Origin of the sequence: Caballeronia arvi (assembly GCF_001544695.2) — a bacterium.
GTDB classification, from domain to species: Bacteria; Pseudomonadota; Gammaproteobacteria; order Burkholderiales; family Burkholderiaceae; genus Caballeronia; species Caballeronia arvi.
The window spans coordinates 78,905-94,909 of sequence record NZ_FCOM02000019.1; the positions used below are offsets into that span (position 1 = coordinate 78,905).

General features: G+C 64.7%; 11 protein-coding genes and 2 pseudogenes. 11 read left to right on the forward strand and 2 right to left on the reverse strand.

Annotated elements, in window-relative coordinates; all coding sequences use genetic code 11:
- Nucleotides 1-304: 304 nt before the first annotated feature.
- The 6 genes and pseudogenes from AWB74_RS49015 to AWB74_RS21485 form a co-directional block, all read left to right on the forward strand.
- Nucleotides 305-910, forward strand: a pseudogene (locus AWB74_RS49015) (YadA family autotransporter adhesin); the annotation flags it as partial.
- Nucleotides 911-1,003: 93 nt separating this feature from the next.
- Nucleotides 1,004-1,171: pseudogene (locus AWB74_RS49020) on the forward strand (YadA C-terminal domain-containing protein); the annotation flags it as partial.
- A 657-nt stretch (nt 1,172-1,828) separates the two neighbouring features.
- A complete protein-coding gene (locus AWB74_RS21470; RefSeq protein ID WP_061148745.1) occupies nt 1,829-3,343 on the forward strand; it encodes a DegQ family serine endoprotease in 1,515 nt (504 codons plus the stop codon).
- Nucleotides 3,344-3,482: 139 nt separating this feature from the next.
- The gene (locus tag AWB74_RS21475; protein WP_061148780.1) at nt 3,483-3,977 is read left to right on the forward strand and encodes a peptidase associated/transthyretin-like domain-containing protein; all 495 of its coding nucleotides are present in this window, start codon (nt 3,483-3,485) and stop codon (nt 3,975-3,977) included.
- Between the two features lie 145 nt (nt 3,978-4,122).
- Nucleotides 4,123-4,500, forward strand: a complete 378-nt coding sequence (locus AWB74_RS21480; RefSeq protein ID WP_061148746.1) for a DUF427 domain-containing protein — start codon at nt 4,123-4,125, stop codon at nt 4,498-4,500.
- A 75-nt stretch (nt 4,501-4,575) separates the two neighbouring features.
- Nucleotides 4,576-5,376 (forward strand): CoxG family protein, encoded by an 801-nt coding sequence (locus AWB74_RS21485; protein WP_061148747.1) that lies wholly within the window; start codon nt 4,576-4,578, stop codon nt 5,374-5,376.
- Here AWB74_RS21485 and AWB74_RS21490 read toward each other — a convergent pair.
- Complete coding sequence (locus AWB74_RS21490) at nt 5,373-6,329, reverse strand: helix-turn-helix domain-containing protein (RefSeq protein ID WP_061148748.1); 957 nt, start codon at nt 6,327-6,329, stop codon at nt 5,373-5,375. The two genes, AWB74_RS21485 and AWB74_RS21490, sit on opposite strands and share 4 nt — an antisense overlap.
- Before the next feature lie 130 nt (nt 6,330-6,459).
- Here AWB74_RS21490 and AWB74_RS21495 point away from each other — a divergent pair, with 130 nt between their 5' ends.
- Entirely contained in the window at nt 6,460-7,092 is a 633-nt protein-coding gene (locus tag AWB74_RS21495) for a cysteine hydrolase family protein (protein ID WP_061148749.1), read from the forward strand.
- Here the strand turns inward: AWB74_RS21495 and AWB74_RS21500 are convergent.
- Nucleotides 7,075-7,719, reverse strand: coding sequence for a TetR family transcriptional regulator (locus AWB74_RS21500; RefSeq protein ID WP_061148781.1), 645 nt, complete (start codon nt 7,717-7,719; stop codon nt 7,075-7,077). The two genes, AWB74_RS21495 and AWB74_RS21500, sit on opposite strands and share 18 nt — an antisense overlap.
- Nucleotides 7,720-8,185: 466 nt before the next feature.
- Here AWB74_RS21500 and AWB74_RS21505 point away from each other — a divergent pair, with 466 nt between their 5' ends.
- The 4 genes from AWB74_RS21505 to AWB74_RS21520 all read left to right on the forward strand — a co-directional run bounded on the left by AWB74_RS21505 (nt 8,186) and on the right by AWB74_RS21520 (nt 15,995).
- Complete coding sequence (locus AWB74_RS21505; RefSeq protein WP_061148750.1) at nt 8,186-9,466, forward strand: efflux RND transporter periplasmic adaptor subunit; 1,281 nt, start codon at nt 8,186-8,188, stop codon at nt 9,464-9,466.
- Nucleotides 9,467-9,481: 15 nt separating this feature from the next.
- A complete protein-coding gene (locus AWB74_RS21510) occupies nt 9,482-12,655 on the forward strand; it encodes an efflux RND transporter permease subunit (protein ID WP_061148751.1) in 3,174 nt (1,057 codons plus the stop codon).
- Between the two features lies 1 nt (nt 12,656).
- Complete coding sequence (locus tag AWB74_RS21515) at nt 12,657-14,183, forward strand: efflux transporter outer membrane subunit (RefSeq protein WP_061148752.1); 1,527 nt, start codon at nt 12,657-12,659, stop codon at nt 14,181-14,183.
- Between the two features lie 594 nt (nt 14,184-14,777).
- Nucleotides 14,778-15,995, forward strand: coding sequence for an efflux RND transporter periplasmic adaptor subunit (locus tag AWB74_RS21520; protein ID WP_061148753.1), 1,218 nt, complete (start codon nt 14,778-14,780; stop codon nt 15,993-15,995).
- Nucleotides 15,996-16,005 lie beyond the last annotated feature (10 nt).

A 16,005-nucleotide genomic window follows, 5' to 3' on the forward strand; every position in this document is an offset into this window, starting at 1 on the left:
AAGCAACAAGGCGGCTTCTGCCGGCGTTCTCCTTCTCGGAGCGAGCGCGGCTGCACTGGTCGTCGCATATAGCGCGCCTGCATCGGCAGCCTATCTCGAAATGTGCAATAAGGACGATGGCTACAAGATCGACTCCAATAGCAAGCAGTCGAACCTGAGCGGCTGCGGTGCTGCCAATACAGTGGATCTGCGCAACTCGACGTCGAGTATTACGATGGGCACAGCCGGCGACGGCGTGCTCGACATGTCGGCCACCTCGAAGATTCAGATGGATCAGTATCTGGACATGACGGGCAATAAGGTGACCAACGTCGCCAACGGCGACATCTCTGCCACGAGCACCGACGCGGTGAACGGCTCGCAACTGTACGCGATCAATCAGCAAGTGACGCAGAACACCGCCGACATCAGCAACATCAACACGCAACTGTCGAGTGGTAATGTCGGCCTCGTCAGGCAGGACGCGACGACGCGCAACATCACCGTCGCGAAGGACACCGACGGCACCGTCGTCGACATGACGGGCACGCAAGGCACGCGCACGGTCACGGGCGTGTCGGCTGGCGCGCTCACCGCGACCAGCACCGACGCAGTGAACGGCTCGCAGCTTTATCAGACCAACGCGAACGTCACGGACCTCACGCAGCGCGTGAACAACGTCGAAGCGACGGGCAGTGCCTTCATGGCGTCGCAGGCTGCGCAACCGGCGGCAATGGCAACCGGCAACGGCGCGATCGCCATTGGCGATGGCGCGAAGGCTACGGGCGCGAACTCCGTCGCACTGGGCAATGGTTCGGTCGCCGACGAAGACAACACCGTGTCGGTCGGCTCGGCAGGCAACGAACGCCGGGTGACGAACGTCGCCGCGGGCGTGAAGGGGACTGACGCCGTCAACATGAACCAGCTGAACGCGGTTCAGAGCAACGTCAATACGGTTGCGCGTCAGGCGTTTGCCGGCATCGCCGCCGCGATGGCCATGCCGAACCTCACGCCGAGCCAGCCGGGCAAGACGGTGGTCGCCGCGGGCGTTGCCAACTACAAGGGCTATAGCGCGGTCGGTATCGGTGGCACGTATCGTTCGATGAACAACCGCTGGCTCGTGAACGCAGCCGCTTCGTTCACGCCGCACGGCGACACGGGCGTGCGCGGTCAGGTCGGCTACGAGTTCTGAGGACAGCCGTAATCGGCATGCGGGGCGACTTTCCGAAAGGGCAGTCGCCCCGTTCATTTCTGGGGCCGCGAACGCGCCGCAATCGGATTGAACTCTTTCGGATTCGTCTGCTTCGAGCAAGACTTCCGAATCGCTAATATCTCTCTTGTTGGTTGAGTGTTCTGAGGCAGCAGGCAGTAGTAGCAGTGAAGAAGTTGAAGTGCGTAGTCGTGCAGGAAGAAGTTGAAGTAAGCAGTAGAAGGCAGTTGTCGTAGCAGTCCGTAGTAAGGAAGTTGGCAGTTGGCAGTAGCATTAACGCAGCAGTGAAGCAGTGAAGCAGTGAAGCAGTGAAGCAGTGAAGCAGTGAAGCAGTGAAGCAGTGAAGCAGTGAAGCAGTGAAGCAGTGAAGCAGTGAAGCAGTGAAGCAGTGAAGCAGTGAAGCAGTGAAGCAGTGAAGCAGTGAAGCAGTGAAGCAGTGAAGCAAAGCAGTACCCGCAGTAAATCGCAGAAGAAGCAAGTCGTAGTGCCAAGGGCGCCTGTTCATCGGAACAGGCGCCCTTTTTGTTCAGAGTTCCCACCGAACTTCGATTTTTAAGAAAGGTTTAAGCGACGCCCCGTAAGCTCCTTTCATCGATATAGCGCGCTCTTCCGGAGCGCATCCCTCGTCAGGAGCACACGATGAAAGCAAAGATCCTCACCCGTAGCGCCGTCGCGGCGGCCGTTGCCGTTGCTCTGTCGGCGGGCTACGTGGCCGGTCACAACAACGTGCCTGCGCCGCAGGTCATCTCGCCCGCGACCGCGGCAGCGCTGATGCCCGCCGAAGCCGCAGCCAAGACGGGCATACCCGATTTCTCCGGCCTCGTCGAAACCTATGGTCCGGCGGTGGTGAACATCAGCGCGAAGCATGTCGTCAAGGAGACGTCGGCGCGCAGCAGCCGCAATCAGGTGCCGATGGATCCCGACGATCCGTTCTATCAATTCTTCAAGCGCTTCGGCGGCATTCCGGGCTTCGGCGGCCCCGGCGGTCCTGGCGGCCCCGCCGCGGATCGCCCGAGCGAAGGCCTCGGCTCCGGCTTCATCGTGAGCAGCGACGGCTATATCCTCACGAATGCGCACGTCGTCGATAACGCCAATGTCGTCACCGTGAAGCTCACGGACAAGCGTGAGTACCGCGCAAAGGTCATCGGCGCGGACAAGCAGTCGGACGTCGCCGTGCTGAAGATCGACGCGAAGGACCTGCCGACCGTGAAGATCGGCGATCCCAACGGCAGCAAGGTCGGGCAGTGGGTCGTCGCGATCGGCTCGCCGTACGGCTTCGACAACACCGTGACCTCGGGCATCATCAGCGCGAAATCGCGCGCGCTGCCCAACGAGAACTACACGCCGTTCATCCAGACCGACGTGCCCGTGAACCCCGGCAACTCGGGCGGCCCGCTTTTCAATCTGCAAGGCGAAGTCATCGGCATCAACTCGATGATCTATTCGCAGACCGGCGGCTTCCAGGGTCTTTCGTTCGCTATCCCGATCAATGAAGCAATCAAGGTGAAGGATGCGCTCATCAAGACGGGTCACGTGGATCGCGGCCGTCTCGGCGTGACGGTGCAGGGCATGAACCAGACGCTCGCCAATTCATTCGGCATGAAATCGCCGCAAGGCGCGCTCGTGAGCTCGGTCGAGCCGGGCGGGCCGGCGGCGAAGGCGGGCCTGCAGCCGGGCGACGTCATCACCGCGCTGAACGGCGCGCCGGTGACGGATTCGACCTCGCTGCCGTCGCAGGTCGCGGGCCTCTCGCCGGGCACGTCGGCGAAGGTGACGGTGTGGCGCGACAAGAGCGCGAAGGACCTGAGCGTGACGATCGGCGCGCTCAAGGACGCGAAGACTGCGAGCGCGAAAGCGAACGGCGGCGACGACGGAGGGTCGGCGCAGGACGCGCGGCTCGGCGTCGCGGTGCGGCCGCTCACGCCGGAAGAGAAGCAGAACGATTCGCTCTCGCGCGGACTGCTCGTGCAGCAGGCCGACGGCGCAGCGGCGAACGCCGGCATCCAGCCGGGCGATGTGATTCTCGCGGTCAACGGCCAGCCGGTCACGTCCGTGCAGCAGTTGAAGTCGATGGTTCAGCGCGCGGGCGACAGCATCGCGCTCTTGATCCAGCGCGACGACGCGCAGATCTTCGTTCCGGTCGATCTCGGCTGAGCGCGACGGTCGGCGCGATGCGGGCACGAACCGTGCTCCACGGTTCCCTGGTGCCCCATCGCGTGATATCGGCGCATCGGGCGTGACGCCGCTGGCGCGCTTTTCGAGGCGCGGCGGCATCGGAAAAAGGAGCACGAACATGACGAGCAGAACCACGGGCAGGCTGGCGGCCGCGCTGGTCGTTGCGGCGATGAGCGCGGGCATGGCGGGCGGCGCCTGGGCGCAGGCGTCGGGCGCGACGACGGGCGGCACCACGAGCGATACCTCGAGCGCCGGCAACACCAACGGCGGCGGCCTGCCGCAAGTCCAGCAGCAAGGCGACGTTTCGTACACGTCGGGCGGCGTCGGACTCGACGAATCGCGCGCATTGTTGCGCGAACAGGCGCATTGGCCGCTGTCGCTGCGCTTCACGGGCCCGACCACCGAATACCTCTCGGGCGTGACCGTGCGCATCGTCGGCGGGAAGGGCGGCGAAGTGCTCTCCACCGAATCGATGGGCCCGTACATGCTCGTCAAGCTGCCGCCGGGCAGCTATACGGTCTACGCGAAGTACAAGGATCAGGAGAAAAAGCAGGCGGTGAGCGTCGCCGGTCCGGGCAAGGCCAAGGCCGCGTTCCACTGGAACATTCAGTAGGCGCGGGCGTCCAAGAGGGAACGCGCGAGGCATCGAAAGCGCTCACCCAGCATCCGAAGTTTGTCTCATAATTAAGCCACGGGTATCTCGATGCCACGTGGCTTTTTCTTGGGCATTTCGGTTCGGACGCGGGAGGCGCATCAGGATGGGCACGGAACTCAACGACGGGCACGAAGCGGCGCATGGGATCGAGGTCACGCCGAACGGCCGGCGCTGCCGCGTGATCCATCAGGGCGTCACCTACGCCGATACCCACGCCGCGCTCACGCTCGTCGAGACGGGCGCCGAAAAAGTGCACTACTTCCCGCGTGCCGACGTCAACATGGCGCGCCTCGAACGCTCGATTCACATCACGCATTGCCCGATGAAGGGCCAGGCCACGCACTATCATCTGCTGACGGAAGACGGCCCGGTCGAGAACGCCGCGTGGAGTTACGAGTCGCCGCCCGACGCCGCCGCGAAGATCAAGGGTTATCTCGCGTTCCACCGGGCGCGTGTCGATCGGATCGACGAGACTTCTTAGGCGTGCCTTCGAACAGACTTTGACACACCGCTCAGCCATAACGAACGCATGCGATCCCTGCCAGCGGAGGCTCGAATGGAAGTCACCGATGCATTGCGCGTTCCGCTCGACCCGGCGCATGTCCGGGACGCGCTGGGCGACCTCGCGCTGCTGCGGGCGAGTCTGGACAACTGTGAATCATTCACGCGCACGCCTGGCGGCGAGTATGTCCTCACGCTGATCGTGCCGCTCGGCGCGCTGCGGGCGCGCTACGACATTCGCGCCCATGCCGCGGGGCGCACGCGCCAGGCGGCGCATGCCGAAGGCGACACCACGGAACCCGCCGATGCCGATGTCGCCTACGCGCGCACGCTGAGCTTCAAGGCGCGCGGCGAGGGCGTGGGCTCGCTGCGCGGGCAGATCGCGGTCGCGCTCAATCCCGACGAAGACGACAGCGATTCGACTTGGATCGAATACACGGTCTGGGCGACGGTGTCGGGCCCGCTCGCCGGCTTGCCGTCACGGCAGATCGAGAACGCGCTGCGCGAAGGCGCCGACGATTTCTTCGCCGAATTCTGCGAAGTGGTGCGTGCGAAGCACGGCTTGCCGTCGATGCGCGCGGCGGGCGAAAGCGCGGCGCGCCGGCATGTGTTTTTGCGGCCGAGTTCGATGTCGGCGGCGTTCTCGCGTCGCCCGGGCGCGATGCGCACGCCATCCGCCGATGCGCACGCGAGCGGCGTGCTGCGGCATCGTCTGCACGGGCATGGCTTCGTGCATCACGACCGCGATCATTCACACGATCCGCATCCGCTCGGGCTTCCAGCGTGGGCGTGGGCCGCGATGCTCGTGTGCATCGCGCTGTTCGCGTATCTCGCGCAGCACGTCGGGCTGCATTAAACGCCGCGAAAAGCGCGTCGATAAGCCGAGGGCGACGTCTTCAGCGTCTGCGCGAACTGTTGGCGCAGCGTCGCGCCGGTGCGAAAGCCGCTCGTTTCCGCGATGCGATCGACCGGCAAATCCGTGTCTTCGAGCAGCCGTTGCGCCAGCGCGACGCGTTGCCCGACGAGCCACGCGCCGACCGTCGTTCCCGTCGTCTGCCGAAAGCGCCGCGTAAAGTTGCGGCGGCTCATCGCCATGCGCGCGGCGAGCGCATCGAGAGAATGATCCGTTTGCAGATTGGCGCGCAGCCAGTCGAGCAGTCCGGCGAGCTTTTCGCCGTTCGCGCGCTCGGGTAGCGGTTCATCGATGAACTGCGCCTGCGAGCCCTGCCGATGCGGCGGCACCACGAGCCGCCGCGCAACCTGGTTCGCCGCGTGCGAGCCGGCCAGTTTGCGCAGCACGTGCAGGCAGCAATCGAGCCCCGCCGCGGTGCCGGCGGAAGTCGTGATGTTCTCGTCGTCGATATACAGCACGTTCGGGTCGAGGCGCACCCGCGGATAGCGGCGCGCGAAATCGTCGGCCCACGCCCAGTGCGTCGTGGCCGCGCGGCCGTCGAGCAGGCCCGCCGCCGCGAGTACATACGAGCCGAGACACAGGCCGACGACCCACGCGCCGCGTGCGTGCGCCGCGCGCAGCGAAGCGAGCAGCGCGTCGGGCGGCGTTTCGGCGGGATCACGCCAGGAAGGGACGATGATCACGTCGGCGGAATCGAGCGCATCGAGCGAATGGCGGGCCGCGATCGTGAATCCCGCCGATGTCGACAGTGCCTGCGGCTCGGCGGCGCAGACGCGGAAATCGAACGATGGCACGCCGATCGCACCGCGCTCCTCACCGAACACGATGCACGGCACAGCGAGATGAAACGGGCTGATGCGGTCGAACGCGACGACGGCGATCGAGTGGCGCTTCATGGCTAGGCCCTTCCGAAACGATGGATTCGGGTATTTTGGCCCGAATCCGGCGAAAGATGGCGATCGGGCCACTTATGGTGTTCGCACGCACGCGGCGACAATGCAGCGACACTTACGAAGGAGATGAACCATGCCGCGCCGCGCCCTGATCGTCATCGATGTGCAGAACGAGTACGTCGAAGGCAACCTGCTGATCGAATATCCCGATGTGAACGTGTCGCTCGCCAATATCGGCCGGGCGATGGACGCCGCCGAAAAGCACGGCGTGCCGGTCGTCGTCGTGCAGAATTTCGCGCCCGCGACCGCGCCGATCTTCGCGCGCGGCTCGGCGATGGCGGAACTGCACGAAACGGTGGCATCGCGGCCGCGCGCGCACTACGTTGAGAAATCGCTGCCAAGCGCGTTCGCGGGCACCGATCTCGCCGACTGGCTCGCGGCCCACGACATCGATACGATCGTGATCGCCGGTTACATGACCCACAATTGCGACGATTCCACCGTGAAGCACGCGGTGCACGCCGGACTGTCGGTCGAATTTCTCGCGGATGCGACGGGCGCCGTACCCTACGAAAACCGTGCGGGCAAGGCGAGCGCGGAGGAGATTCACCGCGTGTTCACGGTGGTGATGCAGTCGCGCTTCGCTGCCGTGCTCGACACGCACGAGTGGATCGGCGCGCTCGAAAGCGGCGAGCCGCCCGCGCGCGACAACATCTACGCGTCGAACCAGCGGGCGCGTGCGGCGAATTCAGCCGCCAGCCGGTGACAGCAGGGCGGGGCTGCAACGCAGGGCGTCGAAGCACGCGTCGATGAGCGCTTCGGCGTCGCGTTCCGGATGCACGAGGTCGGGCAACATCAGCGAATCGTGCAGGATGCCGGTGAACAGGCAGTGCAGCATGACGGTCGCGCGCGACGTGTCGAGCGTCGCGGGCAACTGCTTCTTTTCGACGGCGTTGCGCAGCGCGCGCTCGATGCGCTCCATGCCGTCGCGCATGTTGTTCTGATGCCGCTCGCGCACCGGCCCCATTTCCTCGACGAACTCGCACTTCATGAAAAGAATGTCGAACACGCGGCGGCGCTGCGCGTCGCTCGTGATGTTGCGCATGCACCAGACGAAAAGCTCACGCAGACGCGCGAGCGGGTCTTCTTCCTTCCCGTCCAGCGTGGCTTCGACAAGTTCGTCGAGCGGCAGCAGGCTGCGGTCGAACATCGCGTTGAAGAGATCGCCCTTATTGGCGAAGTGCCAGTAAATCGCGCCGCGCGTCACGCCCGCGGCCTGCGCGATATCCGCGAGCGTCGTCCGCGACACGCCCTTTTCATAAAACACGCGTTCGGCCGCGTCGAGTACGCGGTTGCGCGTTGCCTGCGCTTCTTCCTTGGTTCGTCTGACCATATCGTGCGGCCGGTGGCCGTCTTCTCCTGCCTGTCTCGCCCCGACGACGCGCGAAACGGCGTTCCGTTCGTCGAGATTCTGTCTAATTGATTGGATGTTCAAGCGAATTTCGCCTAACCCGCTGTAAGATCGAGATGCGCTCGTTTTTTACATTCATTCGCGAATGTATATACAATACCACCCACCGACCAGTAGGCCCAAGTTGTAAGGGTGACGTGGCGTGCAGCGCGCCTTATTTTTGAGATGGCCGTCCTGGCCGCTCTTCGATGTCCCTGGCTGTTTTCAGTCTTCGGCGGCGCTCGAAAGCGTCGCGTGAAAAACAAGGAAGCGCCCGTTGCAAGCCGGCCTTGGCGCCACTGGTCTCACTGCTTTTGGTCAGCGTCTTTACGGCGCTCTGTGCGCGGCATCGCCCGGGGAAGGCGGCCGCGCACTTAATTCACTCTCAGTCTTAGACAGAGGTCGCTCCATGCGCGTCGAACGGGTTCCACTCCGCTTAATCACCGCCGCGACGGCTGCCGTGTTTCTGGCAGCGTGCGGGCAAAAACAATCAGCACCTCCGCCGCAAACGCCCGAAGTGGGCATCGTCACCGTACAGCCGACGAGCGTGCCGGTCGTCGTCGACTTGCCGGGCCGCACCAGCGCGTATCTCGTCGCGCAAGTGCGCGCACGGGTAGACGGCATCGTGCAGCGCCGCGAGTTCACCGAAGGTGCCGAGGTCAAGGCCGGTCAGCGGCTCTACAAGATCGATCCGGCGCCGTACATCGCGCAGCTGAACAACGCGAAGGCGTCGCTGGCGAAGGCGCAGGCGAACGTCGCGTCGCAGAACGCGCTCGTGTCGCGCTACAAGATCCTCGTCGCGGCGAACGCCGTGTCGAAGCAGGACTACGACAACGCCGTGGCCGCGCAAGGCCAGGCTGTCGCCGATATCGCCGCCGGCAAGGCTGCCGTCGACACCGCGCAGATCAATCTCGGCTACACCGACGTCGTCTCGCCGATCACCGGCCGCACCGGTCTGTCGCAGGTCACGCCGGGCGCCTACGTGCAGGCGAGCGCGGCGACCTTGCTCACTACCGTGCAGCAGCTCGATCCGATTTACGTCGATCTGACGCAATCGAGCGTTGAAGGCCTCAAGCTGCGCCGCCAGATTCAGGAAGGGCGTCTGCAGACTGAAGGCATCCACGCCGCCAAAGTCTCGCTCGTGCTGGAAGACGGCCGCACCTACACCGAGCAGGGCAAGCTGCAGTTCTCCGACGTCAGCGTCGACCAGAGCACCGGCTCCGTCACGGTCCGCGCAATCTTCCAGAACAAGGACCGCGTGCTCCTGCCGGGCATGTTCGTGCGCGCGCGCATCCAGGAAGGCGTGAATGACCGCGCACTCGTCGTGCCGCAGATCGGCGTCACGCACGATCAGAAGGGCCAGCCGACGGCGCTCGTCGTGGGCAAGGACGACAAGGTCGAGATGCGTCAGCTCGTCACGGGCGGCACCTTCGGCAACAACTGGGTGGTCGACAGCGGCCTGAACCCGGGCGACCGCGTCATCGTGAACGGCGTCGACAAGGCGAAGCCCGGCATGCAGGTGAAGCCGGTCGCCGCGAAGTTCCCGTATCCCGCCTCGGACGCGCAGGCTGCGCAGGCGCCGGGCGCCGCATCGGGCGCTCAGGGCGCGGCGGCGGCTCCGGCGAATGGAAGCGGTGCAAGCGGCACGAGCGGCGCACAACCCGCATCGGCCGCTTCAGGCGCGCAATAAAAGGGAGCCTGTTACATGGCAAAGTTTTTTATCGATCGACCGATCTTCGCGTGGGTGATCGCGATCATCCTGATGCTCGCGGGGATGGCGTCGATCTTCACGCTGCCGGTCTCGCAGTATCCGACGATCGCGCCGCCTGCGATCCAGATCAGCGCGAATTATCCGGGCGCTTCGGCGAGCACCGTCGAAAACACGGTGACGCAGGTGATCGAGCAGCAGATGACCGGTCTCGATCACTTGCTGTATCTCTCGTCGACCTCCGATGACTCGGGCACGGCCACCGTCACGCTGACGTTCGCGGCCGGCACGAACCCGGACATCGCGCAGGTGCAGGTGCAGAACAAGCTGCAGCTCGCCACGCCGCTTCTGCCGCAGGTCGTGCAGCAGCTCGGCACCAAGGTCACGAAGTCGAGCTCGAGCTTCCTGCTCGTGCTCGCGTTCGTGTCCGAAGACGGCAGCATGAGCAAGTACGACCTCGCGAACTACGTGGCGTCGAAGGTCGCGGACCCGCTCTCGCGTCTCGACGGTGTCGGCACCACGACGCTGTTCGGCTCGCAGTACGCGATGCGCATCTGGCTCGACGCGACCAAGCTCACGAACTACGCGCTCACGCCCGTCGACGTGAAGACGGCGATCAGCAATCAGAACGTGCAGGTGGCGGCGGGCTCGCTCGGCGGCACACCGTCGGTGCCGGGGCAGATGCTCCAGGCGACCATTACCGAGGCGACGCTGCTGCAGACGCCGGAGCAGTTCGGCAACATCCTGCTGAAGGTGAATCAGGACGGCTCGCAAGTGCGCCTGAAGGATGTCGCGAGAATCGAGCTCGGCGGCGAAAACTACAACTTCGACACGAAGTACAACGGCCAGCCGACGGCAGGCTTCGGTATCCAGCTCGCGACGGGCGCGAACGCGCTCGCCACGGCGAAGGCGGTCCGCGCCAAGATCGACGAGTTGTCGAAGTACTTCCCGAACGGTCTCGTCGTGAAGTACCCGTACGACACGACGCCGTTCGTGCGCCTGTCGATCGAGGAAGTGGTCAAGACGCTGATCGAAGGTATCGTGCTCGTGTTCCTCGTGATGTATCTGTTCCTGCAGAACCTGCGGGCGACGATCATCCCGACGATCGCGGTGCCGGTCGTGTTGCTCGGCACGTTCGCGATCATGTCGGCGGTGGGCTTCTCGATCAACGTGCTGTCGATGTTCGGCCTCGTGCTGGCAATCGGCCTGCTCGTCGATGACGCGATCGTGGTGGTCGAGAACGTCGAGCGGGTGATGTCGGAAGAGCATTTATCGCCGCGCGAAGCGACACGCAAGGCGATGGGCCAGATCACCGGCGCGCTGGTGGGCGTGGCGCTCGTGCTGTCGGCGGTGTTCGTGCCGGTGGCGTTCTCGGGCGGCTCGGTGGGTGCGATCTACCGGCAGTTCTCGCTGACGATCGTCGCCGCGATGGTGCTGTCCGTGATGGTCGCGCTGATACTCACGCCGGCGCTGTGCGCGACGATCCTGAAACCGCATCCGGAAGGGCACGAACCGGAGAAGAAGGGCTTCTTCGGCTGGTTCAACCGCAACTTCAACAAGAGCCAGGACAAGTATCACAAGGGCGTGCAGCACGTGATCCGGCGCTCGGGACGATGGCTCATCATCTATATCGTCGTGATCGTCGCGGTGGGCATGCTGTTCCTGCGTCTGCCGAAGTCCTTCCTGCCCGATGAAGACCAGGGCACGATGTTCGTGCTCGTGCAGGCGCCGCCCGGCTCGACGCAGGAATACACGGCGCACGTGCTCAAGGACGTGCAGGACTGGCTGCTGACCGACCAGAAATCGATCGTCGAATCGGTGTTCACGGTGAACGGCTTCTCGTTCGCGGGACGCGGCCAGAACTCCGGTCTCGTGTTCGTGCGGATGAAGGACTACGCGGAGCGCCAGCACAGCGACCAGAAGGTGCAGGCGCTCGTCGGCCGGATGTTCATGCACTTCGCGCCGTACAAGGACGCGCTGATCTTCCCGGTCAATCCGCCGTCGATTCCGGAACTCGGCACCGCCGCGGGCTTCGACTTCGAGTTGCAGGACCGCTCGGGCGTCGGACACGCGAAGCTGATGGAAGCGCGCAACATGCTGCTCGGCATGGCCGCGAAGGACCCGACGCTCGCGCAGGTGCGTCCGAACGGCCTGAACGACACGCCGCAGTTCAAGGTGAACATCGATCGCGAGAAGGCGAATGCGCTCGGCGTGTCGGTGTCGGACATCGACCAGACGTTCTCGATCGCATGGGCGTCGCAGTACGTGAACAACTTCCTCGACGTCGACAACCGGATCAAGAAGGTCTACGTGCAGGGCGACGCACGGTTCCGCATGAATCCGGAAGACCTGGAGAAGTGGTACGTGCGCAACGGCGCGGGAACGATGGTGCCGTTCGGCGCCTTCGCGACCGGCAACTGGATCTACGGCTCGCCGAAGCTCGAGCGCTACAACGGCATCTCGGCGGTGGAAATCCAGGGCGCGGCCGCTCCCGGCAAGTCGACCGGTCAGGCGATGACTGCGATGGAAGCGATCGCGGCGAAGCTGCCGGCGGGCATCGGCTACGAATGGACGGGCTTGTCGTATCAGGAGCGCCAGTCCGGTTCGCAGGCGCCGATCCTGTACGGCATCTCGATCCTCGTCGTGTTCCTGTGTCTCGCGGCGCTGTATGAAAGCTGGTCGATTCCGTTCTCGGTGATCATGGTCGTGCCGCTCGGCGTGCTGGGCGCGCTGCTCGCTGCCACGCTGCGCGGTCTGGAGAACGACGTGTTCTTCCAGGTCGGCCTGTTGACGACGGTGGGTCTGTCGGCGAAGAACGCGATTCTGATCGTGGAGTTCGCCCGCGAGCTGCGCATGCAGGGCATGTCAACGGTCGAGGCGGCGATGGAAGCGTCGCGTCTGCGGTTGCGCCCGATCCTGATGACCTCGCTCGCGTTCATTCTCGGCGTGCTGCCGCTCGCGATCAGTAATGGCGCGGGCTCGGCGAGTCAGCACGCGATCGGCACCGGCGTGATCGGCGGCATGTTGACCGCGACCTTCCTCGCCATCTTCCTGATTCCGATGTTCTTCGTCGTGATCTCGAAGTTCAGCAAGAGCAAGGATGTGCCGTCGCCGGGTACGTCGGGCGATTTCGAAGGTCCGCATGGCGGCTCGGACAAGGAAGGACACTGAGATGCTTAAACACTCTTTGATCATGGCCGCCGTGGCCCTGCTCGCCGCCGGCTGCACGCTGCAGCCGAAGTACGAGCAGCCGGCGGCGCCCGTCACGCAGACGTTTCCGGAGGGCGGCGTGTATGCGCACCAGCCGGACGCGTCGTCGACGGCGAGCAATGGCCGCACCGCGAACGGGCAGAGCGCGCCGGACATCGGCTGGCGTGACTTTTTCGCCGATGCGCGCCTGCAGAGAATCGTCGAGCTCGCGCTGAAGAACAACCGCGATCTGCGCGTCTCGGTGCTCAACGTCGAGGCGGCCCGCGCGCAGTATCAGATCACGCGCGCGGGCCTGTTCCCGACGCTCGATGCGTCTGCGTCGCAGAGCAAGCAGCGCACGCCGAAGAACCTCTCGTTCCTCAACCAGACGATCTCGAATCAGTATTCGGTCGGGTTGAACGCGTCGTGGGAAATCGACTTCTTCGGGCGCATCCGCAGCCTGAAGGATCAGGCGCTCGCGCAATATCTGTCGACGGCGGAATCGCGCAAGGCGGCGGAAATCGCGCTGGTGTCGTCGGTGGCGGATCAGTATCTGACGATGATCGCCTTCGACGATCAGCTGGTCGTCACGGAGAACACGCTCAAGACCGCGCAGGAGTCGTTCCGTATCACGAAGCTGCAATTCGAGAACGGCACCGGCACCGAGCTGGACCTGCGTCAGTCGGAAGGCGTGGTCGAAGAGGCGCAGGCGAATCTGCAAACGCAGTCGCGTCTGCGCGCGCAGGCGGAGAACGCGCTGGTGCTGCTCGTCGGCGAGCCGCTGCCGGCCGATCTGCCCACGGGCATGCCGCTCGACACGCAGAACGTGCTGTCGGACATTCCGGCGGGCTTGCCGTCCGAGCTGCTGACGCGCCGTCCCGACATCGCGGCGGCGGAGCAGTCGCTGCTCGCGGCGAATGCGAACATCGGCGCGGCGCGGGCGGCGTTTTTCCCGCGCGTGTCGCTGACGGGCAGCTTCGGCACGCTGTCGCCGACGCTCGGCGGCCTCTTCAAGCCGGGGTCGGCTGCGTGGTCGTTCGCGCCGCAGATCACGGTGCCGATCTTCGAGGGCGGCCAGAACAAGGCCAACCTCGATCTGGCGAACGTGCAGAAGCGCATCGAGATCGCCAACTATGAGAAAGCGATCCAGACCGCGTTCCGCGAAGTCGCCGATGGTCTCGCCGCGCGCGGCACCTTCGACGAGCAGATCAAGTCGCTCGAACGTTTCGTGAATTCGCAGAGCCGTCGTCTGGAGCTGTCTGACCTGCGCTATCGCAACGGCGTGGACAGCTATCTCTCGGTGCTGACCGCGCAGACGGCGCTGTACGAGGCGCAGCAGTTGCTTATCACGGCGCGCCTGAACCGGCTGACCAACCTGGTCGATCTGTATCAGTTTCTCGGCGGCGGATGGATCGAGCGTTCCGGCGATGCCCCGCGCCCGGCGGATGCTCCCGTCGACTACGGCTCGCAAGGCGCGCCGCAGCCCGCCTCGGCGCCTGCGGCGAGTTGATCCGCTTCCACTCGATGTAAAAAGCCCGGCTGCGCGCCGGGCTTTTTTTGCGCGTGCGCTCCATTCGCACGTGAATTCGCGGCGCGGTTCCCGATCGCGCGCGCCTGTGCTGGATTTCTTCTAATCTCCATCAAATCTTCACACATATGCCTGTCGATTAGGCATCCTCATCGCGGGTGGTATCTATAATCGGCTGCTTGTCTCGGCCATCATCGTCAGCCGTTTTCGCGCGACCCGTTTCAGCGGTCCTTTAGCGACACTTTGTCACGAAGCCCCGGTCAAGGCATCGACCGGAGACCGATTTCGCCGTCGCTATATCCGGCTCGATGATTTTGCTCTAGGGCGAATCCTAAATTTAGTTATCCCAATAATACGGCTGTCATTCCCGGAAAAGGGATGACGCCGCCGGATGGCCCGGCGGCACTTTGCCATGCGACGCGGCGATCAGCTACTTACGAGTGCGTCCGGGCCATCGGCTCGGACAGCGCCATCTGTTTCCCCGCATCGCACGAAAACACGTCGCGTGCGCGGCCCGCCATGAGCGCGAGGACCCGCACGCCTTTCATTTTCAGTAATCACGGAGGTCTGCGTCCCATGTATCTCAAACGGATTCCATACCGCCTCATCGGCGTCACGGCGGCCGCCCTGTTGGTGGCTGGCTGCGGGGAGAAGCATCCCCCGATGGCGCAACACACGCCGGAAGTCGGCGTCGTCACACTTCAACCGTCCGCCGTGCCGGTCACCGCGGAACTGACGGGCCGCACGAGCGCGTTCCTCGATGCGCAGGTGCGCGCGCGCGTCGACGGCATCGTGCTGCGCCGCGAGTTCACCGAGGGCAGCGTCGTCAAGGCAGGCCAGCGTCTGTACAAGATCGACCCCGCGCCGTTCATCGCGCAGTTGAACAACGCAAAGGCGTCGTACGCGAAGGCGCACGCGAATCTGCTTTCGACGACCGCGCAGGCCGAGCGTTACAAGGTGCTGGTCGCGTCGAACGCGGTCAGCAAGCAGGACTACGACAACGCGGTCGCGGCGATGGGCCAGGCCGAAGCGGACGTCGCATCGGCAAAGGCCGCGATCGACACCGCGCAGATCAATCTCGGCTACACCGACGTGACATCGCCCGTCACGGGCCAGGCAGGCATCTCGCAGGTCACGCCGGGCGCTTACGTGCAGGGTGCGCAGGCCACGCTGATGGTCACCGTGCAGCAGCTCGATCCGATGTATGTCGATCTCACGCAATCGAGCCTCGACGGTCTGAAGCTGCGGCGTCAGATGCAGGAAGGGCGTCTGTCGACGAACGGCCCGAACGCCGCGAAGGTCACGCTGATCCTCGAAGACGGCCGCGTCTATTCCGAGCAGGGCAAGCTGCAATTTAGCGATGTGACCGTGGACAAGTCCACCGGTTCCGTCACCGTTCGAGCGGTCTTCCGCAACGCGGACCGCGTCCTCCTGCCGGGCATGTTCGTGCGCGCGCATATCGAGGAAGGGGTGAATCCGGAGGCGCTCGTCGTGCCCGTACAGGGCGTGACGCACGACCAGAAGGGCACGGCGCTCGCGATGGTCGTCGGCAAGGACGGCAAGGTGGCGATGCGGCCGCTCGTGACCTCGGGCACCTATGGCCAGAACTGGGTCGTCGACAGCGGCCTGAATCCGGGTGACCGCGTGATCGTCGAGGGCATCGACAAGGTGCGGCCGGGCATGCCAGTGAAGGCGGTGCCCGCGCATCTGCCCGCGGCGCCCACCGCTCCCGCAACCGCCGCAGCCGCTCAGGCGTCGGGCGCGCAGGCCGCCTCCGGCGCCGCCGGCGCGTAAGGAGGGGAGT